Source organism: Micromonospora sp. CNZ309 (genome assembly GCF_002846525.1).
In genome coordinates, this window is sequence record NZ_PJNG01000001.1 from 3,965,604 (window position 1) to 3,988,621 (window position 23,018).

Here is a 23,018-nt window from a genome sequence, read left to right on the forward strand (position 1 = left end):
CGTCTTCCCGGTTGCCCGGACACCGCCGTGAAGATCAACGAGCCTGCCTGTCGTCCCGACCGTCGCGCTTGAGGGGCGGCGCACGGGCGAGCACCGGCGGTACGGTCACCGGCATGGGAGACGGGCAGCGGCCGATCGACTGGGCCGAGGGTGAGTGGTGGAACGAGCCGGTGCTGGTCGAGGGCGGGCCGGCGGGCGACCTGCTGGTGCAGCCGGCCGGGGGCAGTGACCTGTGGCGGCACACCTCGTACGGCTTCGTCCACGACGACGCCCCGGCGCTGCTCGCGCCGCTGCCCACGGGCGAGGCCGTGGAGGTGAGCTTCGTCCTCGACTACGGCGAGCAGTTCGACCAGGCCGGCGTGCTGGTCCGGGTCGACGAGCGGAACTGGGTCAAGGCCGGGGTGGAGGTCAGCGACGGCCAGCCGCAGGTCGGTGCCGTGGTGACCCGCGAGGTCTCCGACTGGTCGGTCGCCCCGGTGCCGATCTGGGCCGGGCGGGAGGTGACCGTGCGGGTCAGCCGCGATCGGGACGCGCTGACCGTACGGGCCCGGGCCGACGACGAGCAGTGGCGGCTGGTGCGGCTCGCCCCGCTGGCGCCGCAGGCCGTGGCGGTGGCTGGGCCGTACTGCTGCTCCCCCACCCGGGCGGGCCTGCGGGTCCGGTTCACCGGCTGGCGGCGGGGGCCGGCCGACGCGGAACTGCACCCGCAGGAGTGATCGGTGGTGGCCCGGCTCACGGGCAGGTGTGACGGCCGGGCCGCAGGGTAGATGACTCCGATCGGACCCGGCCGGAAGGATCGCGATGGCACTCGCCGAGAACGTCGACCCGACCGAACTCGGCGGCCTGACCGGTTGGGTGGCGGGGGTGATCGACGCCGCCGGTGCCATCGGGGTGGCCCTGCTGGTCGCCCTGGAGAGCATCATCCCGCCGATTCCGAGCGAGATCGTCCTGGCGATGGCCGGCTACCTGGCCAGCGAGGGACGCTTCAACGTCGTGCTGGTGGGGCTCGCCGCCACCGCCGGCTCCCTGGGCGGGGCGCTCGTCCTCTACTGGCTGGGCGCGGCGGCTGGCGAGGACCGGCTCAAGCGCTGGCTCGACCGACTGCCCCTGGTCGACCTCGACGACCTGGAGAAGGCCGACCGCTGGTTCGAGCGGCACGGCCGGTGGGCGGTGCTCTTCGGCCGGATGATGCCGGTGGTACGCAGTCTGATCTCCATCCCCGCCGGAGCAAATCGGATGCCGCTGCCGGAGTTCATCGCGTTCACCACGCTGGGCAGCGGCATCTGGAACGCGCTCTTCGTCGGCCTGGGCTACGCGCTCGGCTCGCGCTGGCAGCAGATCGAGCAGTACAGCAAGTGGTTCGACTACGGCATCATCGCCGTCTTCGTCGTGATGATCGCCTGGTGGGCGGTCAAGAAGACCCGTCGCCGCCGCGACCGCCAGCACGACCACGCGGACGCCACCCCCTGACCCACCCCCGCTCCCTCCCGCCCCCACCGGCGGCGATCATGCAGTTGCGGCGCCCGGGTGGGGGTGGGAGCGGGAGAGAGGTCAGGGGAGGGTCTTCAGGTGGGGGGCCACGGTGCGGGCGAAGGTGTTGCCGTTGGTCACGTCCCAGTTGACCGACCAGGTCATCGCGCCGCGGATACCCGGGTAGGTGCGCGGCGGGCGGAAGCTGCCGCAGTTGGTGCCCCGGGCCAGGCAGTCCAGCGCGGCGTTCACCACGGAAGGCGCGACGATGCCGCCGCCGGCCGCGCCGGGGCCGGCCGGCAGGCCGAGGCCGACCTGGTCCGGGCGGAGCCCGGCCTCCAACTGGATGCAGGCCAGCGCCACGATGAAGTTCACCGTCCCCTGGGCGTACGCGGCGTTGCGGTCGCAGCCGAGCATCGCTCCCGAGTTGTAGAACTGGGTGTTCACGACGGTGAGGATGTCCTTGATGTCGAGCGCCAGCTTGAAGTAGCTGCTGTCCGGGGACTGCATGTCGATGGTCTGCGGGGCCATCGCGATGATCAGTCCCGCGCCGACCTTGGCACGCAGCGAACGCAGCGCCTGCGCCATGTAGGTCGCGTTCAGCCCGTTCTCCAGGTCGATGTCGACGCCGTCGAAGCCGTACCGCTGGATCAGCGCGTGGACGCTGTTGCTGAACGCGACCGCCGAGGCGGCGTCGTTGACCGCCACCCGGCCCGTCTCGCCGCCGACCGAGATGATCACCTTCTTGCCCCGCGCCTGGAGGGCGCGTACGTCGGCGGAGAAGTCGGCGTCGGTGTAGCCGCCGAGGGCGGCCGACAGGCCGGGGTCGACGGCGAAGGCGACCGCGCCGGGGGTGGCGGTGGCGTCGGCGAAGGCGACCGCGACGACGTCGTACTCGACGGGTACGTCACGCAGACGCAGCTCGACCGCCGGGTTGTCGAAGTTGTGCCAGTACCCGGTGAGGATGTGCTTCGGCAGGCCGGTGTTCGGGGGCGGGCTCGTCGGAGGCGGGGTGGTCGGGGGTGGCGTGGTCGGGGGCGGGGTCGTCGGCGGTGCGGTGGTCGGGGGCGCGGTGGTGGGGCTGGTGCCGCCGCCGCACGCCGTGCCGTTGAGCTGGCAGTTGGTGGGCGCGCCCGGCCCGGAGCCGAGGAAGCCGAACGAGACCGAGGCCCCCGGGGCGACGCGGCCGTTCCAGGACCGGTTGGTGAAGGTGTGCCGCTGGCCCGACGAGGTCAGCAGCGCGTCCCAGTAGCTGCCGACGGTGGTCCCGGCCGGCAGGTCGAAGGCGACGGTCCAGCCGTCGACCGTGGCCCCGCCCCCGTTCGTGATCGTGTACTTCCCTTCCCAGCCCGAGCCCCAGTCGGACGTCTTGACGAAGCTGGCGGTCACTCCGGCGGCGAACGCGGGCATCGCCACCCACACCGCGCCGAGCGCCGCGACCACCGCCGTGACCAGCGAGAACACCAGAGATCTGGATCGTTTCACGACACCCTCCACGCCCGGACGCCATCCACCGGCATCGACATTGACGCCCATTATTAAGAGTGTTAACTGTTTCTGTCCAGAGCTGGGCGGTGCGGGTCGGATCCGTGACCGGCTGCGCCGGACTCTCGACGACCGGCGGCACCGCCCCCTCGTCCCCGATACCACACAGGCATCTTTATGCCGCACAGGTATCAGCGTTGCGCGGCAGTGGTGCGCCAGCTTCACGCCCTAAATCAGCGGGATCAGCGGATCAGCGGCGGAAGGTGAACCAGTTGACGTTGACGAAGTCGGCGGGCTGGTCGGGCCGTCCAGCCGTGCCACGCGTTGAACGACTCCGCCTGGATCCTCGCGTACGCGTCCCGCGTCCCGCCGGGCGGTGGAGTCGCCGGCGGCGGGGTGGTGGGCGCGAGGCAACGTGCCGACTCCACAGATGTCAACGCCCATCGATGCGAGCGGGCTCGGGCCGCGGGCGGCGCAGCACCGCCTGCTCCGCCGCCGACCAGGCGGTGGTGGTCACCAGGTAGATCACCGCGGCGAGCGGCAGCACCAGCGCCACCAGCACGGTCGTGTACGGCAGCAGCGGCAGCACCCGGCCGAGCACGGCCGCGCCGGGCTCCTCGGTCGGCGTACCGACCACCGTTCCCGTCGTCGCCGCCGCACGCCGCATCCGCCGCGACGTCCACCAGGCGAGCGCGAGCAGGGCCGCCAGCAGGGCGCCGAACAGCGGCAGCGTCCCGCCGTCCAGCCCGTCGCCCAGGTGGTGGCCCAGCGGCACGCCGGCCAGCAGCTCGTCCAGCAGCCCCGTGCCACCCTCGGCGGTGGTGAAGAGCCGGTACATCACCAGCAGGACCGGGGCCTGGAGCAGCAGCGGCAGGCAGCCGGAGACCGGGCTGGCGCCGTTGGCCCGGTAGAGCGCGAACAACTCGCCCTGCAACCGGGCGGGGTCGTCCGCGTACCGCCGCTGGAGCGCGTGGACCTCGGGGGCGAGCGCCGCGCGGCACCGCTCCCCGCGCACCTGCGCGAGGGTCAACGGCGAGATCAGCAACCGGACCACGACGGTGAGGACGACGATGGCGGCGGCCGTGGCCGCGTCGCCGGCCAGCGGTTCGAGCAGGGTGGTGAACCAGGTGAGCGCGCGGCCGGCGGCGCCGACGGCGTCGTGCAGAGGTGCGAAGGCGAGCATGGGTGACCCCTCGGTCCGATTCCGGAATGCCGGCCCGGCGGTGGGAGTCGCCGGGATGGGCGGGTGAACGGCGGAATCGGCCGCGCGGCGGTGCTACGCGGCCGAGGGGTGCGGTCCGGGCGCGCGGGGCCGGGGACGCCCGGCCGCGTCCGGGTCGACCTGTCGGGGCACCCGGCGATGGCGGGCCCGGGCGCGCAGGGCGGCGGCCCGGCCGGCCCGGGGCGCGTCGGCGACGCCGGCCACGTGCGCCGCGAACGCGACGGCGAGCAGCGCCACCGCGACGAACGCGGCTCCCGCGAGCAGCCCGGCCGGGCGGTCGGCGAGCAGCGTCAGGTGGACGAGGGCGTACGCCCACATCCCCACCACGATCCCCAGCGGCCCCGGCACGACGATCAGCCTAGGACCCGTTGTCACGCCGCCCCGGCCGTTCGGCTGGTGCCGGCGATCTTCGGGCGACACGCCGGGCCGCGTTTCCCCGCCTCCACACGGTGGGTAACCACTGACCGACCGGCGCGGACGGGCCGCTACCGGGGTGAACGGACGGTGGTGACGATGACCGGCCAGGTGGCGGAGGCTCCGAGCGGTACGGCCGAGGGGACCGACCTGCTCACGGTGGGTGTCGAGGAGGAGTTCCTGCTCGTCGACCCGCACACCGGGGCGGCGGTGCCCGCCGTCGACCTCGTCATGGAGCAGGTGCCGCCGGAGCTGCGCGGGCAGGTGGAGCGGGAGTTCCAGACCAGCCAGATCGAGATCGGCAGCCCGCCCGGCCTGGAGCTCTCCTCGATCCGGCACTCCCTCGGCGTGCTGCGGGCCGCGCTCGCCGACGCGGCCGAGCGCGCGGGCGTGCGCTTGCTCGCCATCGGCACCGGGCCGGTCGACGGTCCCGTGCCGCCGGTGGTCGACAAGCCCCGCTTCGACCGGATGATCGAGCGGTTCCGCCTGCTGGTCCCCGGCCCGGGCAACAACGGGATGCACGTGCACGTCGGGGTGCCCGACCCGGACACCGGGGTGCGGGTGCTCAACCACGTCCGGCCCTGGCTGCCGGTGCTGCACGCGGTGACCACCAACTCCCCCTTCGCCCGGGGCGAGGACAGCGGGTACGCGAGCTGGCGGTCGGTGGAGTGGGAGCGCTGGCCGTCGGTGGCGCCCACCCCGTACCTGGAGTCGCACGAGCACTACGAGCGGCTGATCGGGCAGCTCATCGCCAGCGGGATGATGCTCGACGAGGGGATGCTCTACTGGTACGCCCGCCTGTCGGCCAAGTACCCGACGGTGGAGATCCGGATCGGCGACGTCTGCCCGTCCGTGGACGACGCGGTGCTCGTCGCCGCCCTCGTCCGGGCCATGGTGGCGACCGCGCTGGACGACATGGCCGCCGGGCGGCCCGCCCTGCGCACCGACCACCACCTGCTGGTCGCCGCGCACTGGCGGGCGGCGCACGACGGGCTGGAGGGCGACGGCGTCGACCTGACCGACGGCGAGCTGCGGCCGGCCTGGGAGCTGTTCGACCAGTTCGTCGAGCGGCTGCGCCCGGCGCTGGAGCGCCACGGCGACCTCGACGAGGTGACCGACCTCGTCGCGGGGCTGCGCCGGCACGGCACCGGGGCGGCCCGGCAGCGGGCGGTCTTCGCGCGTACCGGCAAGCTCGTGGACGTGGTCTCCGACGTCGCGCGGCAGACCCGCGGCGCGGACCGCTCGTGACAGGATGGTGCCCGTGGCGCAACGGCTGATCGTCATCGGTGGGGACGCCGCGGGAATGGCGGCGGCGTCCCAGGCGCGGCGCCGCCGCGACCGCGACGACCTGGAGATCGTCGCCTTCGAGCGGGGGCACTTCACGTCGTACTCGGCGTGCGGCATCCCGTACTGGATCAGCGGGCTGGTGCCCGATCGGGACCAGTTGATCGCCCGCGATCCGGAGACGTTCCGGGAGAAGTTCGACATCGACGTCCGGCTCCGGCACGAGGTGACCGCCATCGACCTCGACCGGCGCGAGGTCGTCGCGCGGGACCTCGAAGGCGGCGGCGAGGTCCGGGAACGCTTCGACACCCTGATGTACGCCACCGGGGCGCTGCCGAAGAAGCCCGGCTGGGCCCACACCGACGCCGGCGGGGTCTTCGGGATGCAGACCCTCGACGACGGCGCGGCGCTGCGCGCCTGGCTGGACGCCGAGCCCCGGCCGCGCCGGGCGGTGGTGATCGGCGGCGGCTACATCGGCGTGGAGATGGCCGAGGCGCTGATCCAGCGCGGGCTGGCCGTCACCCTGGTCGAGCAGGCCGAACAGCCGATGGCCACCGTGGACCCGGACATGGCCGAACTGGTCACCGACGCGATGCGGGGCATCGGCGTCACCATCCGTACCGGCCTCGGGGTGACCGGCCTGGAGGAGACCGGGGGCCGGGTGTCCGCGGTGGTCACCGCCGAGGGGCCCATCCCCGCCGACGTGGTCGTCCTGGGTCTGGGCGTACGCCCCAACACCGCGCTCGCGGAGGCCGCCGGCCTGCCGTTGGGCGACACCGGTGGGATCCGGGTGGACCGCCGCATGCGTGTGCAGGGGGTGCCCGACGTCTGGGCCGCCGGCGACTGTGTGGAGACCGTGCACCGGGTCACCGGGCTGCCGGTGCACGTGCCGCTGGGCACCCACGCCAACAAGCAGGGCCGGGTCGCCGGCATCAACATCGGCGGCGGGTACGCCACCTTCGCGGGGGTGATCGGCACGGCCGTCACCAAGGTCTGCGAGCTGGAGGTCGGGCGCACCGGGCTGCGCGAGAAGGACGCCGCGGCGGCGGGGTTCGAGTTCGTCTCGGTGATCGCCGAGTCGACCAACCGCGCCGGCTACTACCCGGGCGCCCGGTCCATGACGGTGAAGCTGATCGCGGAGAAGCCCAGCGGGCGGCTGCTCGGGGCGCAGATCGTCGGCTGGTCCGAGGCGGCCAAGCGGATCGACACCCTCGCGGTGGCGCTGTGGAACGGCATGACGGTGGACGACATGACCGCGCTCGACCTCGGCTACGCCCCGCCGTACGCCCCGGTCTGGGATCCGGTGCTGATCGCCGCCCGCAAGGCCGTCGACGCCCTGGCCGCCGTCGGCCGCTGAGGCGGGAGCGTCCCGGAACCCGCGCAAGGCTTTGTCGGGGGTGGCGGTTAGCGTGTGCCCGCGCTCGCCGCGCCGGCCACGTCGGGCCGGTCGCTGACCCCTCGGAGGCACCCCATGTCGCAGGAGACGACCTACCTCGAACTGTCCGAAGTGGACGGTGCGCACAAGTTCTACGAGGTCGTCGTCGACGACGCCGCGCTGACCGTCCGCTACGGCCGGATCGGTGACCAGGGCCAGGTCAAGACCACCGCCTACGCCGACAACGCCAAGGCCCGCGCGGCGGCGGCGAAGAAGATCGGCGAGAAGGTCCGCAAGGGCTACGCCCCGGCCGTGCCGGGGGTACGGCAGAAGCGCGCCGTCTCGCGGCGGCAGATCGTCAGCACCCGCTCCACGGCCCGCACCGCCCCGGTGCTGTGGCGCTACGACTCCGGCGCCCCCGCCTTCGGCATCTTCGTCGACGGGCAGAGCTGCATGGTCGGCAACGAGCGGGGCGTCATCACCACGCTCGGCCACGACGCCCGGGTGCTGAACCAGGTCCGCCTTCCCGACGGGGTGAAGTGCATCGTCGCCGACGACGCCTGGATCTACGCGGGCTGCGACGACGGCAACGTCTACGACCTGTCCGGCAAGGTGCCCCGGGTGGCCTACGAGATCGCGCCGGAGATCGACATCTACTGGCTGGACATCCACGACGGGGTGCTGGGCGTCTCCGACGCGGGCGGCGGCGTCGTGGCCGTCGACCACGAGGACGAGTTCCTCTGGCGCCGGCAGGGCCGTGGCCGGTCGGCGTGGATGGTGCGCTGCGACGCCGACGCGCTCTACCACGGCCACTCGCAGGGCGTGACCGGCTACGACTGGCGTACGGGCCGGGAGCTGTGGCACACCCCGACCGGCTCGGTGCTCTTCGGCTGGCAGGAGCCCGGCGCGGTGTTCGCGGGCACCGGCACCCGGGAGGTGGTGCGCCTCGCGAAGGACGGCCGTGCCGAGCGCCGCTACCGCTGCGACGCCCCGGTCTTCTCCTGCGCCACGGCCGAGGGCGGCCGGTACGTCTTCGCCGGCGACAGCCAGTCCTCGATCTACTGCTTCGACGCGGCGGGCAACCGGCTGTGGAAGCTCGGCACGGGCTGCGGCTCGGCCTACTCGATGCAGTACCACGAGGACCGGCTCTACGTGGTCACCACCGGCGGCTATCTGGCCTGCATCGACGCCAGCGAGCCGGCGATCCGGGCGGCGGAGGCCGGCAGCGTGCCGGAGGTGGTCGACGTCAAGGCCCCGCCCCGGATGCCCGAGCCGGCGGCCTGGACGACGGTCGAGGTGACCAGCGACGCCGACGGCGGCGTCATCGTGCAGTGCGTCGAGGACCGGGGCCGGCTGCGCGTGCACGTGGTCTCCCCCGGCTACCACCGGGACTGGTCCGTGCAGTTCCCCAAGGGCATCCGCGAGCCCGGCGCGCGCTACCTGGTCACCCAGGTCCGCGAGTCGGGCCGGGGCGGCTTCTACCGCGCCCACGGCGACATCCGCCGGCTGCGCTGACAGCTCCGGTCCGGGGGCGGTGCGGGACCGCCCCCGGACCGGTCAGCGGCGTTCCCGGCGCACCGCGCGGCGGGGGGGCGGATCGAAATCGGTTGTACGGGGCCGGTCGGAATGGCCGAGGATGCCCGGATGGCTTTGGAGCTGGAAATCCCCGACGGGCTGGGCTGGGTGCGGGGCACGCCGGCCGGGCGGGAGTGGCTGGCGGCGCTGCCGGAGCGCCTGGCCGCGTGCGTCGAACGCTGGCAACTGCGGGTGGGACGCCCCTACCCGTACGCCTTCGTGTCGCTGGCCCTGCCGGCCGAACTGCCCGACGGCACGCTGGCGGTGCTGAAGCTCCAGTACCCGGACCCCGACAGCGTCCACGAGGCGACGGCGCTCGACCACCTGGCCGGCGTGGGGGCGATCCGGCTGCTCGCGCACGACCCGGAGCGGCGGGCGTTGCTGGTCGAGCGGTGCGTACCCGGCACGCCGCTGCACGAGTTGCCCGCCGACGCGGCGCTGGACGCGGCGGTGGAGTTGCTGCCCCGGGTCTGGCGCCCGGCCGGCGCGCCGTTCACCCCACTCGCCGAGGAGGCAGCCGGCTGGGCGGAACGGTTGCCGGCCAACTGGGAGCGGGCCGGCCGGCCCTACGAGCGGCGGCTGATCGACACGGCGCTCGGGCTGTTGGCCGACCTGGCCGACAGCCAGGGCGAGCAGGTGCTCGTCAACCAGGACCTGCACGCCGGCAACGTGCTGCGGGCGACCCGGGAGCCGTGGCTGGTCATCGACCCGAAGCCGCTGACCGGCGAGCGCGAGTTCGGGGTGGTGCCGCTGGTGCGGGGCGCGGAGCTGGGGCACTCGCCGGACGCCGTCCGGCACCGGCTGGACCGGCTCAGCGCGGAGCTGGGGCTGGACCGGGAGCGGGTGTGGGGCTGGACGATCGGGCAGACGCTGGCCTGGAGCATCGGCGAGGGGGAGGTCTTCCCCAACCAGGTCGAGGTGGTCCGCTGGCTGCTCGACGGGGCCTGAACCTAACGAGCCCGGGGATGCCGGTCCCTGCCGTCCTCGGTCGGACCCCGGCCACGGCCATACGCGCCTGTCGAGCTGCCCGCACGGACGGGGCAGCTCGACAGAGGCGCCGCGAAGCGTGCAACAGCGGGCGGAGCGGTCAGGACGGTTGGCAGGTGGGGCACCAGTAGAGGTTGCGGCCGGCCAGCCCGCCCCGGCTCACCGGCGTGCCGCAGACGTGGCAGGGCTCGCCGGGGCGGCGGTAGACGTACACCTCGCCGCCGTGCCGGTCGACGCGGGCGGGGCGGCCCATCGCCTCGGGCAGGTGCGCGTCACGGACGGTGTCGATCCGGCCCCGACCGACGGCGAGCCGCATCAGTGCCACCAGGTCGGCCCAGAGCGCGTCCCAGCCGGCGCGGGTCAGCCGCCGGCCGGGCAGCGTCGGCGGCAGACCGGCCCGGAACAGCGCCTCGGTGACGAAGATCAGCCCGGTGCCGGCCACCACCGACTGGTCCAGCAGCAACGCCGCGAGCGGCGTCGGGCTGCGGGAGATCCGGGCGTACGCCCGGTCGGGGTCGGCGTCGGCGCGCAGCGGGTCGGGACCGAGCCGGCCGCGCAGCGCCGCCACCTCGGGCGGGGTGAGCAGCTCGCAGGCGGTGGGGCCGCGCAGGTCCAGCCAGTGCCGGTCGCTGGTCAGCCGCAGCCGCACCTGGCCGACCGGCTCCGGCGGCTCCCCGGCGCCGTCGGCGAACCTGCCGTAGAGCCCGAGGTGCACGTGCAGGGTCAGCTCGCCCGCGTGGTGGTGCAGCAGGTGCTTGCCGTACGCCTCGGTGGTCTCCAGGACCGTGCCGGAGAGGCGGGCCGCGCCCTCGGCGAAGCGGCCCTGCGGGCTGGCGGCGTGCAGCTTGTCCCCGCCGAACAGCTCGGCGTGCCGCGCCGCCAGGCGGTGGATGGTGTGTCCCTCTGGCACGGGTGCCAAGGATAGCCAGCGCGGGGACCGGGCCGGCTCGCAGAATGTCAGGCCGAGTTCACCTGCGCGTGGCGGGACGGTCGGGCCGCCTCGGCATAGTCCCAGCCGTGGACGGTGCCGAGACCCCAGCCGACCGCCCGACGTTGTCCGTCGTCGTTCCGGTGCACGGCGTCGAGGCGTACCTCGCGACCTGCCTCGACTCGATCCTCACCCAGCCGGGCGCCGAGGACGTGGAGGTCGTCGCGGTCGACGACGCCTCGCCGGACGGCAGCGGGCGGCTGCTCGACCGGTACGCCGCGCGCGACCCCCGGGTGCGGGTGGTCCGCCTGGCTGAAAACGCCGGCCTGGGCGGCGCCCGCAACGCCGGCGCGGCCCGGGCCACCGGCGACTACCTCTGGTTCGTCGACGGCGACGACTGGCTGCCGCCCGGCGCGGTCGCGGCGGTGCGGGAGCGGCTCGCGGACACCCGCCCGGACGTGCTGATCGTCGACCACGCCGAGGTGTTCCCGGACGGCCGGGTGGTGGCCCGGCCGTCCGGGGTGGCCCTCGGGGGGCGGCACCTGCCGCTGCGGCTCGCCGACCGGCCCGAACTGCTCATGCTCGCCCAGTCCGCGTGCACCAAGCTCGTCCGCCGCGCGTTCCTGGCCGAGTCGGGGCTCTCCTTCCGGCCCGGCTGGTACGAGGACTGCGCCTACAGCCATCCCCTGCTGATCGCCGCCGGCAGCATCGACGTGCTGGCGCGGGACTGCTACCACTACCGGCAGCGCCCCCGGGACCGGATCACCGCCACCCTGAGCACGCGGCACTTCGAGGTCTTCGACCAGTACGCCTCGGTGTTCGGCTGGCTGGCCACCACCGGCGGCGACACCCCGGACCGCTTCGGGCCCGACCTGTTCCGCGTCATGCTCGACCACTACCTGGTCATCGTCGGCAACGACTTCCGGCTGCCGCCGGAGACCCGCCGCGCGTTCTTCCGCCGGATGGCGGCGGACTACCGGCGGTGGCTGCCTCCCGCCGGCTACCCCCGGCCGGGCGGGATCGCCGGGCTCAAGCACCGGATGGTGCGCCACGACGCCTACCTCGTCTGGGCGGTCCTGCGGGCCGCGCACCGCGCGGCGGGCCGGCTGCGCACGCGGGCCGGGACGAAGCGGTGAGGAACGTGAAGTACCTGATCACCGGTGGCGCCGGTTTCATCGGCAGCACCGTCGGTTCCGCGCTGCTGGACCGGGGCATCACGCCGGTGATCCTCGACGACCTGTCGACCGGCCGGGCCTCCTTCGCGGCCGGCCGCCCCTTCTACCGGGGCGACGTCGCCGACGGGGACCTGGTCGACCGGATCTTCGCCGAGCATCCCGAGATCCGGGCCACCGTGCACTGCGCCGGGGTGATCGTGGTGCCCGAGTCGACCCGCGACCCGCTGCGCTACTACCGGGAGAACCTCGCGAAGTCCGTCGAGCTGGTCCGCCACCTGGTCCGCAACGGGTGCCGTCGGGTGCTGTTCAGCTCCACCGCCGCCGTCTACCGGCCGGGTGCCGACTTCGCGGTCGACGAGTCCTCCCCCGTCGACCCGATCAGCCCGTACGCCCGCACGAAGGCGATGGTGGAGGCGGTGCTCGCCGACTGCGCGCGGGCCGGTGAGCTGCGGGCGGTGGCGCTGCGCTACTTCAACCCGATCGGCGCCGATCCCCTGCTGCGCACCGGGCTGCAACTGCGCCACCCGACGCACGCCCTGGGTCGCATGATCGAGGCGGCCAGCACCGGCACGGAGTTCCGCGTCACCGGCACGGACTGGCCCACCCGCGACGGCAGCGCCGTCCGGGACTACGTCCACGTGTGGGATCTCGCCCAGGCCCACGTGGCGGCGCTGGCCCGCTTCGACGAGGTGGCGTCCGCCGGCCCGCACGGGTACACCGCGCTCAACATCGGTACCGGGGTCGGCACCACGGTGCGGGAACTGCTGGCCGCGTTCGCCGCGGTGACCGGGCGGCCCCTGCCGTACCGGGAGGCCCCCCGCCGGCCCGGAGACGTGCCGGGGGTCTACAACCGCAGCCGCCGCTACCAGGACCTGCTGGGTTGGTCGCCGCGCTTCGGCGTCGAGGACGGCATCCGGCACGCGCTGGAGTGGCGGGCGCTCGACGACCGCCGGCACCTGGCCGTGGCCCCGCTCGCCCTGCGGTAGCCCCGACCGACCCGGGGACCGGCGCGCGGCGGGGCGTCAGGAGGGACGGCGGGCGGTCAGCCGGGCGAGTACCCGCCGGGGGGTCAGTGGCACCACGGAGATCATCAACCGGCCGCTGCCGTCGGTCACCGGCGACACCGCGTACCAGCGTCGTCCCCGCCGCCGGACCACCGGCCGGGGGAACCGGAGCCGGCGGGGCGCGCGCAGCGGCGCGCTCCCGGGCCGGCCGTCGGGCGCGGGCAGCGTCAGGTGTACGGCACGGCGCTGCCCGGTGACCGCGCTGGCGCCCAGCACCTCGGTCACGCTGATCCGGGCCCGCAGCGCGGTGCCGCCGGTGGCCGTGGCGGGACGTACGTCGCCGGCCAGCTCGCCGGCGGTGAGTCGCGGCGGCCCCGGGCAGAGCCGGCCGAGGTCGGGCAGGGGCGTACGCAGGTCCAGGACGAGAGCCGCTCCGGCGTCGGCGTCGCGGTCCCAGCCGATGCCGGTGACCTCGAAGCGGGCCAGCCAGTCCACGGCGTCGGTGACGTCGAAGACGTCGTCGGGCAGCCGGCCGTGCGGCGCCCGGAAGCCCGGGTACGCCGCGTACCGCCGGGTGCCCTCGACGACCGTCGGCGGCACGCCGCGCTCCGCGTCCTGCCGGATCACGTCGACCAGGTCGTCGGGCGTGCCGTGCTCGGCGACCCCGATCCGCAGCCGGGTCTCCACCGGCAGCCGGTCCCGTACGGCGGCGGTGAGGTGCCGCCCGGCCAGCTCCCGTACGCCGGCGTGCAGCAGCCGTCGGGTCGGCGCGTCCAGCCGCAGGAAGTCGTCGTCGAGCAGGGCCGCCACCTCGAAACGGAAGTAGCGCCGCAGCACCGCGTCCCGCTCGTCGCCCGGCGGGATCAGGCCGACGGCGAACTCCACGAGCCGCCGCGCGCAGTCGAGCCGCTCCTGTGCCCGGCTCAGGTAGGTGATGTTGCGGGCGTCCAGCCGCCGCACCGCGTGGTAGTAGTCGTAGTCGGCGAGGACCGTCACCCGGGCCGCCCGGTGGCACGCCTCCAGGGTGAACGGCTGGTCGCTGCCGATCGGCATGTCCTCCGGGTACCGCAGCCGGTGCCGCTCGACGAGTTCCCGCCGGAACAGCTTGGTGTTGGCCAGCGACAGCGGCAGGGCCGAGTCGGCCAGCCCGACGTCCACCGCCGTGCGGGCGAAGACCTCCTGGTGGACGTGGCGGCTGTTCACCCCCACCACCCGGCCGAGGACGACGTCGGAGCCGTACCGGTCGGCGGCGGCCACCAGCCGCTCCAGCGCCTCGGGGCCGAGGCGGTCGTCCGCGCCGACGAAGAAGACGTACCGCCCGGTTGCCAGGTCGAGGGCCCGGTTGCAGGGCGCCGCCGGGCCGCCGGAGTTGGGCTGGTGCACGACGGTCACGGTGCCCGGATACCGGCGGGCGTAGCGGTCGAGCTGCCGGCCGCTGCCGTCGGTCGATCCGTCGTCCACCGCCACGATCCGCATCCGGTCCGGACCGATGCTCTGCCCGAGCAGCGAATCAAGGCATCCGGTGAGGTACGGCATCGTGTCGTACACGGGCAGGATCACCGTCACGTCGGGCGGCGGGGAGCCGTCCCGGTCCCCCGGGTCGACGGCCACCGGGTCAGCCGACACGGCCGTACGCATCCGTCCCGCCGGCGACGGCCGCCGGCACCAGCCGGGCGTAGACCCGGTCGAGTTCCCCGGCCTGCCGCTCCCACGTCCACCCGGCCAGCAGGGCCGGGTCGTCGTACGCGGCCCGGTACCGGCCGGGGTCGGCGAGGACGGCACGGACGGCGCGGGCGAGGTCCCCGGCGTCCCCGGCCCGGAACACCTCGCCCTGCCCGGTGGCCCGGACGGTGCCCGCCATGGTGCGCACGTCGCTGACCACGATGGGCAGCCGCGCGTGCGAGTACTCGAAGAACTTGGTGATCAGCGCGATCTCGTGGTTGGGCCAGTGCTGGATCGGGATCACCCCGAGGTCGGCGCCCGCGAGCAGGGGCACCACCTCGTCGTGCGGCACGTACCCCCGCACGTGCAGGCGCCCACCGACGCCGAGGTCGGCCGCCCGGGCCGTCAGCGACCGGACGTACTCGCCGTCGGGGTGGTTGACCACCAGCGCGACGTGCACGCCGGGCAGCAGCGGCAGCGCCTCGACCAGGACGTCCAGGCCGCGCTGCGGCGCCGCGGCGCCGCTGTAGACCAGCAGCGGGTCGCCCGCCCCGAGGCCGAACCCCGAGCGGAGGGTCCGCGTGGCCCGTACCGGCTGGTCGGTCTCGCGACGGTCGGGCGCGTTGAGCACCACAGCGGGCAGTTCGGGCAGGTCGTGCTCGCGTTGCAGCAGGCGGGCCAGCTCCGGCGAGACGGTCACCACCGCGTCGGCGTGGCGGGCGTACTCCCGTTCGTGCGCCAACTGGGCGGGCAGCCACCGCACGTTGTCGCTCCAGGGCTTGATGCCGGGCAGGAACTCGTGGGCGTCCCACACCAGGGCGGCCCGGCGGCCGGCCGCCCTGGCCCGCAGCAGCCCCCGCGCGCCCACGCCGAGCATCCGGAAGTCGTTGGCGTGGATCAGGTCGGGCGCCAGCTCGTCGAGCACCGGGCCGTAGGCGTGCTCGTAGCTCCACAGTGCCGGCTGCAACCGGCGCCAGGCGCGGTCGCCGTACAGCCGCAGGCACAGCCGGGTGTACGCCCGCTCGACGGGTGTCCGCAGGCCGAGGCGCCCGAGCAGCGCCGCCGCGTTCCGGCGCGGCGTGCGGGGCGCCGGCGCGCCGGGACGGCCCATCGGCAGCAGCCGGACCAGGGCGTCGCCGATGTGCCACCGGTGCGGCTCGCCGTCGGGCGAGCGGCCCAGCAGGGTGACGTCCCAGCCGGCTTCGGCGGCCGACCGGGCCGACTTCTGCACCCGGGAGTCGCCCTGGACCGCGTTGTCGACCAGCATGACCACCCGGCCCCTGGCTCCGGCTCGAATCTCCATCGTCACCCTTCCGCGGCCGACGTGGCCGGCCGGCCGCGGAGAGCCTATGGCCGGTCGGACCCCTTCTCCGGGCCGTACGGCAAGTCGACGGCCGATGTTCACCCGGCGGCAAGCAAGCCCCGGCCGTGCCGTCGACGGGTGTACCGATCAGAGCGGGCGGGTACCGCAGGGCGTGTTACCGCGCGGCGGACCGCACCACTTCCGTCCGGCCGCGTCTGCCTCAGGAGGTGTGTTGTGGTGAAGATTCCTTCCCTGTCGCGTCGGACCGAGCCGACGCCGACGGATGACGACATCGGCGGCCGGGACCGGAGCGAGGAGGGCGCGCGGGTCGACGGGAGCGCGCGGGACCGGGCGGATGCCACCGGCCGGGACCGGACCGACGACCCCGGCCGGGTCGCCAGCCCGGTGGTGACGGATCGGGACAGCGAGCAGACGACCTACCGCAGCAGCACGGCGCCGGACGCCGACGGGCGCGACGGCGACGGCGACGCCGAGCGGCGGGCGGCCGAGCGGGCGGCGGTCGCCCGGGCCGCCACGGCCCGACCCGCCGACGACGGCCCCCGGCGCGCCCCCCGGACCACCGACTCCGGCCCGACCCTCGAACGGACCCTCGACGGCCGGACGACCGACCTGGACCGCAGCGCGACGGCGCTGGCCGCCCGGACGGACCGGGACCGCACCGGGGAGCACCCGCTCGACGCGGACCGCACCGTGGAGCGGCCCGTCGACCGCGACGGCGACGGCGTCGCCGACCGCGAGCCGGAGCGACCGGTGGTCGCCGGCCCGAAGCCCCGGGCCAGCCTGCTCGCCACGCTGGGGTTGATCGTCGGCGTGGCGGGGGCGCTCTTCGTGCTCACCGGCACCCTCGCCGGATACGGCATCGCGCTCGGCGCCGTCGGCGCGGTCCTCGCGGTGTTCGGCCTGATGGCCACCCGCCGCCGGCACATCGCCGGCAAGACCGACGCGCTGCTCGGCATCGCGCTGGGTCTCGGCGCGGTGGTGCTCGGCGTGCTGGCGATGACCGGTCAGTTCGACTGGCCGACCACCGACGGCGACTGGGTGCAGCGGTTCCGCGAGTGGCTCGACTCACAGTTTGTGGATCGCTTCTAGCGGGCACTGATCGGCTCGCCGGCGATGCGCCGGCAGACGCCGGTGGTTCACCGGCGACGCCCGACCAGCCTGGTGGTTCACCAGCCGGGCAACCCTTTTCGGGGGCGGCGGTTCGCCGCCCCCGAAGTGTCTTCCGGGCCCGGCTCCCGACGGGACGCACCGACGGTGCTCGATACGCAACGAAACATCGTCCAGCACCCTCCAGACGCAACGATCCGTCGGCCTGCGCAACTTCCAGCGGTGGATTCCACCATCGGGGCCGCATAGCGTTGAGCAACGGCGCCAGCCCGTGGGCCGAAGGTGGCCGGGCGCGCCCGACCCTGGGAGCAGGACAATGACGATGGACGCCACCAGCCAGCGCTTCCTGATGTGCCGGCCGACGTACTTCGCCGTCGACTACGCCATCAACCCGTGGATGGACCCGACCGCGCCGGTCGACGCCGACCTCGCCGTACGGCAGTGGGAGCAGCTGCGGCAGACGTACCGGGACCTGGGCCACACCGTCGAGGAGATCGCTCCGGTGCCCGGCCTGCCCGACATGGTCTTCGCCGCGAACGGCGGCACCGTGATCGACGGCAAGGCGATGGCCGTGCAGTTCCGCGACCCGCAGCGCGCCGACGAGGCCCCCGCCTACCGCGCCTGGTTCGAGGCCGCCGGCTTCGAGATGTACGACCCGAAGCACGTCAACGAGGGCGAAGGCGACATCCTGCTGGCCGGCGACGTCCTGCTGGCCGGCACCGGCTTCCGCACCGCGCACGCCTCGCACGCGCAGCTCCAGGAGGTCTTCGGCTACCCGGTGGTGACCATGCAGCTGGTCGACCCCCGCTTCTACCACCTGGACACCGCGCTCACCGTGCTCGACGAGCGGACCGTGGCGTACCTGCCGGAGGCGTTCTCGCCCGGCAGCCGGACCGTGCTGCGCCGGCTCTTCCCCGACGCGGTGCACGCCACCCTGGCCGACGCCGAGGTCTTCGGGTTGAACGCGGTCAGCGACGGTCGGCACGTGGTGCTGCCGGCGCAGGCCACCGGCCTGGCCGCGAAGCTGCGCGACCGGGGCTACGAGACGATCGGTGTCGACCTCTCCGAGCTGCGCAAGGCCGGCGGCGGACCGAAGTGCTGCACGTTGCGACTCCGTCAGGGAAAGGCGAGCCAGTGATCGACGACATGCTGCGGACGCCGGAGGCGATCCGCGACGCGGAGCGGTGGACCGCGCACAACTACCACCCGCTGCCGGTGGTCATCTCCTCCGCCGAGGGCTCCTGGCTGACCGACGTGGACGGCCGCCGCTACCTCGACTGCCTGGCCGGCTACTCGGCGCTGAACTTCGGCCACCGCCACCCGACACTGATCGCCGCCGCGCACGCCCAGCTCGACCGGCTGACCCTCACCAGTCGGGCGTTCGTCCACGACCAGTTCGCCGACTTCTGCCGCGAGCTGGCCGAGCTGTGCGGCAAGGACCTCGTGCTGCCGATGAACACCGGCGCCGAGGCCGTGGAGACCGGCATCAAGGTCGCCCGCAAGTGGGGCTACCAGGTCAAGGGCGTCGCGCCGGGGCAGGCGAACATCGTGGTGGCCGAGGGTAACTTCCACGGCCGGACGACCACCATCGTCAGCTTCTCCACCGATGAGGACGCGCGGGCCGACTTCGGGCCGTACACCCCGGGCTTCACGGTCGTCCCCTACGGCGACCTGGCCGCGCTGAGCGCCGCCATCGACGAGAACACCGTCGCGGTGCTGCTCGAGCCCATCCAGGGCGAGCAGGGCGTCGTCGTGCCGCCGGAGGGCTACCTGCCGGGCGTACGCCGGGTCTGCACGGAACGCAACGTGCTCTTCATCGCCGACGAGATCCAGTCCGGCCTGGGCCGGACCGGGCAGACCTTCGCCTGCGACCACGAGGGCGTCACGCCCGACATGTACCTGCTGGGCAAGGCGCTCGGCGGCGGCATCGTGCCGGTCTCCGCGGTGGCCGCGGACAGCGACGTGCTCGGCGTGCTCCGGCCGGGCCAGCACGGCTCCACGTTCGGCGGCAACCCGCTGGCCTGCGCCGTCGCGACCGAGGTCGTGCGGCTGCTGGCGACCGGCGAGTTCCAGCGCCGCTCGACCGAGCTGGGCGCCCGGCTGCACGCCGGTCTCCGGTCGCTGGTCGGCAGGGGCCTGCTCGCGGTGCGGGGCCGGGGCCTGTGGGCCGGCCTCGACATCGACCCGGCGCTGATGAGCGGCCGGGAGGCGTGCGAGCGGCTCGCCGAGCGCGGGGTGCTCGCCAAGGACACCCACGGCTCCACCATCCGGCTCGCCCCGCCGCTGGTGATCACCGAGGAGGAGATCGACCACGCGGTCGCCCAGCTCGCCGCCGTGCTGGCCGGCTGAGCCCCGTACGACAAGGGCGGGCGTCGGGACCACGGTCCCGGCGCCCGCCGTCGTCTCGCCCGAGGATCAGCGGGGCAGGCGCATCGCCATCGTGGGGGCCTCGGCCATGACCGAGGTCGGCGTGTAGGGGGCGCCGGCGGGAAGCTCGTCGGGCCGGCCGATCTGCACCCCGGGGTAGAGCTCCACCATGTCGCCCTCGGCCAGCACCCGGGACTGCTGCGGCGCCAACGGGACGCGGTCGGCCTCCGCCATCGACCCGCCCGGACGGATGCCCGAGCCGTTGGTGCTGACGTCGGTCACGATCACCTCGCCGACCCGCAGCTCGAACCGGACGTGGCTGCGGCTGATCCAGCGCCGCGCCTCGTCGTTGAGCCACTGCCCGAGCGTGATCCCGCCGGCCTGGTCGGGGGCGCGGCCGACCACCGCCGGCTCGTCCTCGGTGAGCACGAAGCGGCGGCGGATCAGCCCACCCACCCGCACGGCGAGTACGGCGCTGCGCGGTCGCGGACCGGCGTCACCGAGCCGGGTGCCGTGCCGGGGGCAGGTGGGCACGCCGCCGCGCAGCGTGGGCGGCGGCTGCCCGGCGGGGCTGCGCTCCACCACCCGGGCCAGGTCGGCGAAGGCCCCGCCGCCCCCGCCGCCGCCGAAGAGCGCGCAGCCGGGCTCGGCGCAGCGCCACCGCCGGGAGAGCAGCTTCGCGCCGGCCGGCGACCGGTCACCGGCGACCGGCGTGTGCCCGCCGCCGACGTGGGCGACGAAGGCCGGCCCACCGGCGCCGGGCACCGGGGCGAGCACCCGGCCGGCCTGCTCGACCAGCCACGGGTAGCGCCCGCGCAGGCCGTCGGCCCGCGCCCGGGTCAGCACCGGCAGCCCGAGCAGGTCCGCCACCTCCAGCATCCGGTCGCCCGGGTTGTCGAGCACCTCGACCAGCCCGTCGTCGGCCCACCGGCGCACCACCATGCGCTCGTTGGAGGTGAGGTCGGCGTCGGAGAGCAGGGCCCGGTGGACCACCGCGTAGACCGGGACGCTGTCCTCCTCCATCTCACGGGCCAGGGCGTCGATCACCATGCCGAGGCGGAGCAGGCTGGCCGGCCGGCCGCCGTCGAGATCCTGGTAGCGGATCACCTCCGCTAGGTCGACGACCGCCCGCGCCAGCGACGGGTCGGTGCTGACCCGGCCCTCGATGGCGTCCAGCACCTTGCTGATCTCGAATCTCATCCGACGCTCCCCACGATGTCGTCGATCCGCCGAGCCAGTTCCAGGTCACGCCGGGTGACCCCGCCGACCGCGTGCGTGACGCAGCGGAAGGTCAGGGTGCGCCAGCGGATGTCGATGTCGGGGTGGTGGTCCATCTCCTCCGCCGCCACCGCGACCCGGTCGACCACCGCGATGGCCTCCGGGAAGTCGGCCAGCTCCACGGTGCGGGTGATCCCCGCGGGGTCTCCCGACCAGCCCGCCAGGCCACCCAGCTCGTCTCGCACCGCCTCGGCGGTGAGCACGTCTGCCATGGGGAGACCCTACCGGGGCCGGTCGCGACGACGCCGACCAGCGGCGCGAGGTGTGGCCGACCCGGCAGCGCGGCGCTGCGGGGGCCGCCACGGCATAGATGGGCGGCTGTCCGACCGCGGGGTTAGGCTGACCGGCGGCCCGGTCGGGGGCCGCGACGGCGTCGCCCCCGGCCAACCCTGCGTGAGGAGATTCCACGATGAACACTCGACGGCTGGCGACCACGGGGGTCGCGCTCGTCGCCGCGCTCGCCCTCGGTCTGACCGGGTGCGGCACGGGGACGGACGCGGACGCTCCGGCCGGCGACGGCGGCACCACCACCGGCGCGGCGGCGGCCAGCAGCGCCCCCGCCGACGCCCGCGCCGAACTGGGCGCCGCCGCGCAGAAGCTCAACCAGCAGAGCGTCAAGATGAAGCTCACCTCGCCGGTCATCAACGGCAGCGGCGTGATGGACCCGGCCACCAAGACCGGCGACATGACGCTGAAGATGGGCGCGGAGGGCACCTTCCGGATCCTGATGCTCGGCAACGACGTCTACCTGAAGGTCACCGGCATGCAGGGGATGCCGAAGAAGTGGATGCACATGGACGCCACCAAGCTCGGCAAGAGCGGCCAGCTCAACCTGATGCCCGACGGCGACCCGGGCGGCGCGAAGCAGATGGTCCAGAGCGTGGTGGACGTCGAGAAGACCGCCCCGGGCAGCTACTCCGGCATCCTCGACTACACCCGCACCAAGCCCGACGACAAGGCCATCCAGGCTCTCGGTGACAAGGCCAAGGCCGTCCCGTTCACGGCCAGGGTCGACGACCAGGGCCGGCTCGTCGAGTTCGCCATCGACACCCAGGTGCTGCACGAGTCGCTGGGCACCATGATCACCACGTACTCGGACTTCGGCGCCCCGGTCTCGGTGAAGAAGCCCGCTGCGGGCGACACGCAGGAGGCGCCGCAGGAGCTGATCGAGTCCATGGGCTCCTGAGCCCGACCGCAACCGAACGGGGGCGGCGCCGGTCGGCGCCGCCCCCGTTCGCGCGTCGTCACCGCGCGTCGTCACCGCGCAGCGGCCGGCCGACCTCGTGCAGGTGCGCGAGCGCCTGGCGGTACGACTCGACGAGCCCCGTCTCGGCGTACGGGATGCCCTGCTCGGCGCAGTAGGCGCGGACGATCGGCCGGGCCCGGCGCAGGTTGGCCCGGGGCATGTTGGGGAACAGGTGGTGCTCGATCTGGTAGTTGAGCCCGCCCAGTGCCACGTCGACGAGCCGGCCGCCCCGCACGTTGCGGGCGGTGAGCACCTGCTTACGCAGGAAGTCCAGGTCGTCGTCGGCGGTGGGCATCGGCATGCCCTTGTGGTTGGGGGCGAACGAGCAGCCCATGTAGAGCCCCCACAACCCCTGGTGGACGGCGACGAAGAGCAACGCCTTCAGCGGCGACATCACCAGCAGCAGCGCGCCGAGGTAGCCCACGCCGTGCAGGACCAGCAGCAGCGCCTCCACCCGGCGGTGCCGCATCGGGGTGCGGAACCGGCCGTCGGAGTCCCGCCCCACGATCGCCTGCACGCTCGCCACGTGCAGGGCGAGCCCCTCCAGCAGCAGCATCGGGAAGAACAGCCACGCCTGCCGGCGGGCCAGCCGGCGGCCGAAGCCGCGCGTCGCGGCGGCCTGCTCGTACGTCCAGACCAGCGCGCCCGCCCCGACGTCGGGATCCTCGTCCTCGTGGTTGGGGTTGGCGTGGTGCCGGTTGTGCTTGTCGACCCACCAGCCGTAGCTGAGCCCGACCGCCAGGTTGCCGGTGAGCAGGCCGATGGCCTCGCTCGGCCCCCGCCGCCGGAACATCTGCCGGTGCCCGGCGTCGTGGCCGAGGAACGCGACCTGGGTGGTGGCGACGGCGAGGAAGACGGCGACCAGGAGCTGCGCCCACGAGTCGCCGACCAGGCCGACCGTCGCCCAGCCCGCCGCGAAGACGCCCAGCGTGAGCGCGATGCGGGTCACGTACCGCCCCGGACGCCGCTCCAGCAGCCCCGCCCCGCTGATCCGCCGGGACAACTGCGCGTAGTCACTGCCCCGCCGTACCGGCGGTTCCGCCACCGCTCCGAGCACCATCGCGGCTCCCGTTCCTCGATCCCGGCCCGCGCCGGTCGGCGCGCCCTACCCCAGT

The 23,018-nt window shown here is 74.3% G+C and carries 21 protein-coding genes; 12 read left to right on the plus strand and 9 right to left on the minus strand.

Translation table 11 applies throughout. The features are described from left to right. Positions 1-113: 113 nt before the first annotated feature. The gene (locus CLT72_RS16320) at positions 114-716 is read left to right on the plus strand and encodes a DUF1349 domain-containing protein (protein WP_101415207.1); all 603 of its coding nucleotides are present in this window, start codon (positions 114-116) and stop codon (positions 714-716) included. Between the two features lie 85 nt (positions 717-801). Continuing rightward, positions 802-1,470 (plus strand): DedA family protein, encoded by a 669-nt coding sequence (locus tag CLT72_RS16325; RefSeq protein WP_101412582.1) that lies wholly within the window; start codon positions 802-804, stop codon positions 1,468-1,470. An 81-nt stretch (positions 1,471-1,551) separates the two neighbouring features. Here the strand turns inward: CLT72_RS16325 and CLT72_RS16330 are convergent, their stop codons facing one another. From CLT72_RS16330 to CLT72_RS16340, 3 genes are all read right to left on the minus strand, one after another. Next, positions 1,552-2,955 carry a cellulose binding domain-containing protein gene (locus CLT72_RS16330; RefSeq protein ID WP_101415208.1) on the minus strand — a complete coding sequence of 468 codons (1,404 nt, stop codon included), beginning with the start codon at positions 2,953-2,955 and terminating at the stop codon, positions 1,552-1,554. A 433-nt stretch (positions 2,956-3,388) separates the two neighbouring features. Then, complete coding sequence (locus tag CLT72_RS16335; protein ID WP_101412583.1) at positions 3,389-4,138, minus strand: membrane protein insertase YidC; 750 nt, start codon at positions 4,136-4,138, stop codon at positions 3,389-3,391. Between the two features lie 93 nt (positions 4,139-4,231). After that, the gene (locus CLT72_RS16340) at positions 4,232-4,525 is read right to left on the minus strand and encodes a DUF6412 domain-containing protein (RefSeq protein WP_250100485.1); all 294 of its coding nucleotides are present in this window, start codon (positions 4,523-4,525) and stop codon (positions 4,232-4,234) included. 165 nt (positions 4,526-4,690) lie between these two features. Here CLT72_RS16340 and CLT72_RS16345 point away from each other — a divergent pair, with 165 nt between their 5' ends. The 4 genes from CLT72_RS16345 (at position 4,691) to CLT72_RS16360 (ending at position 9,773) form a co-directional block, all read left to right on the plus strand. Beyond that, a complete protein-coding gene (locus CLT72_RS16345) occupies positions 4,691-5,839 on the plus strand; it encodes a carboxylate-amine ligase (RefSeq protein WP_199184581.1) in 1,149 nt (382 codons plus the stop codon). A 13-nt stretch (positions 5,840-5,852) separates the two neighbouring features. Continuing rightward, complete coding sequence (locus CLT72_RS16350) at positions 5,853-7,232, plus strand: FAD-dependent oxidoreductase (protein ID WP_101412586.1); 1,380 nt, start codon at positions 5,853-5,855, stop codon at positions 7,230-7,232. A 114-nt stretch (positions 7,233-7,346) separates the two neighbouring features. Next, positions 7,347-8,765: a WGR domain-containing protein gene (locus CLT72_RS16355; protein WP_101412587.1), complete on the plus strand. Its 1,419-nt coding sequence runs from the start codon at positions 7,347-7,349 to the stop codon at positions 8,763-8,765. Positions 8,766-8,894: 129 nt separating this feature from the next. Beyond that, on the plus strand, positions 8,895-9,773 hold the full coding sequence (locus tag CLT72_RS16360) for an aminoglycoside phosphotransferase family protein (RefSeq protein ID WP_350822565.1): 879 nt from the start codon (positions 8,895-8,897) through the stop codon (positions 9,771-9,773). A 139-nt stretch (positions 9,774-9,912) separates the two neighbouring features. Here the strand turns inward: CLT72_RS16360 and CLT72_RS16365 are convergent, their stop codons facing one another. Then, positions 9,913-10,722, minus strand: a complete 810-nt coding sequence (locus tag CLT72_RS16365) for an Fpg/Nei family DNA glycosylase (protein ID WP_101412588.1) — start codon at positions 10,720-10,722, stop codon at positions 9,913-9,915. 107 nt (positions 10,723-10,829) lie between these two features. Between CLT72_RS16365 and CLT72_RS16370 the strand changes: the two genes are divergently transcribed. Both CLT72_RS16370 and galE read left to right on the plus strand, forming a co-directional pair. Next, positions 10,830-11,876 (plus strand): glycosyltransferase family 2 protein, encoded by a 1,047-nt coding sequence (locus CLT72_RS16370; protein WP_158242033.1) that lies wholly within the window; start codon positions 10,830-10,832, stop codon positions 11,874-11,876. Beyond that, on the plus strand, positions 11,873-12,901 hold the full coding sequence (galE, locus tag CLT72_RS16375; RefSeq protein WP_486484270.1) for an NAD-dependent epimerase/dehydratase family protein: 1,029 nt from the start codon (positions 11,873-11,875) through the stop codon (positions 12,899-12,901). Before CLT72_RS16370 ends, galE begins: the two co-directional genes overlap by 4 nt. A gap of 36 nt (positions 12,902-12,937) precedes the next feature. Here the strand turns inward: galE and CLT72_RS16380 are convergent, their stop codons facing one another. Continuing rightward, positions 12,938-14,455: a glycosyltransferase family 2 protein gene (locus CLT72_RS16380; protein ID WP_486484380.1), complete on the minus strand. Its 1,518-nt coding sequence runs from the start codon at positions 14,453-14,455 to the stop codon at positions 12,938-12,940. A gap of 79 nt (positions 14,456-14,534) precedes the next feature. After that, positions 14,535-15,884, minus strand: a complete 1,350-nt coding sequence (locus CLT72_RS16385) for a glycosyltransferase family 4 protein (RefSeq protein ID WP_350822560.1) — start codon at positions 15,882-15,884, stop codon at positions 14,535-14,537. Positions 15,885-16,121: 237 nt separating this feature from the next. Between CLT72_RS16385 and CLT72_RS16390 the strand changes: the two genes are divergently transcribed. The 3 genes from CLT72_RS16390 (at position 16,122) to rocD (ending at position 19,361) form a co-directional block, all read left to right on the plus strand. Then, positions 16,122-16,994, plus strand: coding sequence for a UbiA family prenyltransferase (locus CLT72_RS16390; RefSeq protein WP_144082263.1), 873 nt, complete (start codon positions 16,122-16,124; stop codon positions 16,992-16,994). A 340-nt stretch (positions 16,995-17,334) separates the two neighbouring features. Beyond that, entirely contained in the window at positions 17,335-18,150 is an 816-nt protein-coding gene (gene ddaH / locus CLT72_RS16395) for a dimethylargininase (protein WP_199184771.1), read from the plus strand. Beyond that, entirely contained in the window at positions 18,147-19,361 is a 1,215-nt protein-coding gene (rocD, locus tag CLT72_RS16400; protein WP_199184582.1) for an ornithine--oxo-acid transaminase, read from the plus strand. The genes ddaH and rocD overlap by 4 nt, the downstream gene beginning before the upstream one ends. Before the next feature lie 66 nt (positions 19,362-19,427). Here the strand turns inward: rocD and CLT72_RS16405 are convergent, their stop codons facing one another. Together CLT72_RS16405 and CLT72_RS16410 are read right to left on the minus strand one after the other, a co-directional pair. Next, positions 19,428-20,579, minus strand: a complete 1,152-nt coding sequence (locus tag CLT72_RS16405; protein ID WP_101412593.1) for an FHA domain-containing protein — start codon at positions 20,577-20,579, stop codon at positions 19,428-19,430. Continuing rightward, the gene (locus CLT72_RS16410; RefSeq protein WP_101412594.1) at positions 20,576-20,869 is read right to left on the minus strand and encodes a 4a-hydroxytetrahydrobiopterin dehydratase; all 294 of its coding nucleotides are present in this window, start codon (positions 20,867-20,869) and stop codon (positions 20,576-20,578) included. The genes CLT72_RS16405 and CLT72_RS16410 overlap by 4 nt, the downstream gene beginning before the upstream one ends. Before the next feature lie 197 nt (positions 20,870-21,066). Between CLT72_RS16410 and CLT72_RS16415 the strand changes: the two genes are divergently transcribed. Then, the gene (locus tag CLT72_RS16415) at positions 21,067-21,843 is read left to right on the plus strand and encodes a hypothetical protein (protein WP_101412595.1); all 777 of its coding nucleotides are present in this window, start codon (positions 21,067-21,069) and stop codon (positions 21,841-21,843) included. A 58-nt stretch (positions 21,844-21,901) separates the two neighbouring features. On the opposite strand, the gene CLT72_RS16420 is transcribed toward CLT72_RS16415, so the two are convergent. Further along, positions 21,902-22,963, minus strand: a complete 1,062-nt coding sequence (locus CLT72_RS16420; protein ID WP_101412596.1) for a fatty acid desaturase family protein — start codon at positions 22,961-22,963, stop codon at positions 21,902-21,904. Between the last annotated feature and the right edge of the window lie 55 nt (positions 22,964-23,018).